Genomic DNA, 317 nt, shown 5'->3' with positions numbered 1-317 from the left:
GTATCATATTGAACACACGCCACTTGCTCTCCGATTGCCTCTAAAACCTGTCGCAAAGGATTCGGAGAAGGACTGGATAAGCCTGAATATAAAGAAGGACCCGAATCAAAAATATAGCCTTGCCGTTCAAAAGCATGGGCTGCCCCACCTGCAATCGTATGACTCTCGCAAACGGTGACCTGATAGCCATAGCGAGCCAATAACGCTGCTGCACTTAAACCACCCATTCCACTACCAATGACAATCACATCTGTCTTAGCCATAACCATAAGCTGTTTGACAATTTCGTTCTTTGTGCCTTTTTGGTTATCTTGATA

Annotated in this window: 1 protein-coding gene; it reads right to left on the bottom strand. The window is 44.8% G+C overall.

All coding sequences use genetic code 11. From position 1 onward, the window contains the following. The coding region (locus R0J92_RS22205; RefSeq protein WP_411053243.1) for a phytoene desaturase family protein at positions 1–317 on the bottom strand (317 nt) is incomplete at both ends.

The sequence above is a fragment of the Tritonibacter sp. SIMBA_163 genome (assembly GCF_046535935.1).
Classification (GTDB): domain Bacteria; phylum Pseudomonadota; class Alphaproteobacteria; order Rhodobacterales; family Rhodobacteraceae; genus Epibacterium; species Epibacterium scottomollicae.
Note: the sequence above shows the minus strand (reverse complement) of the source record. Positions and strands in the feature narration are given on the sequence as shown.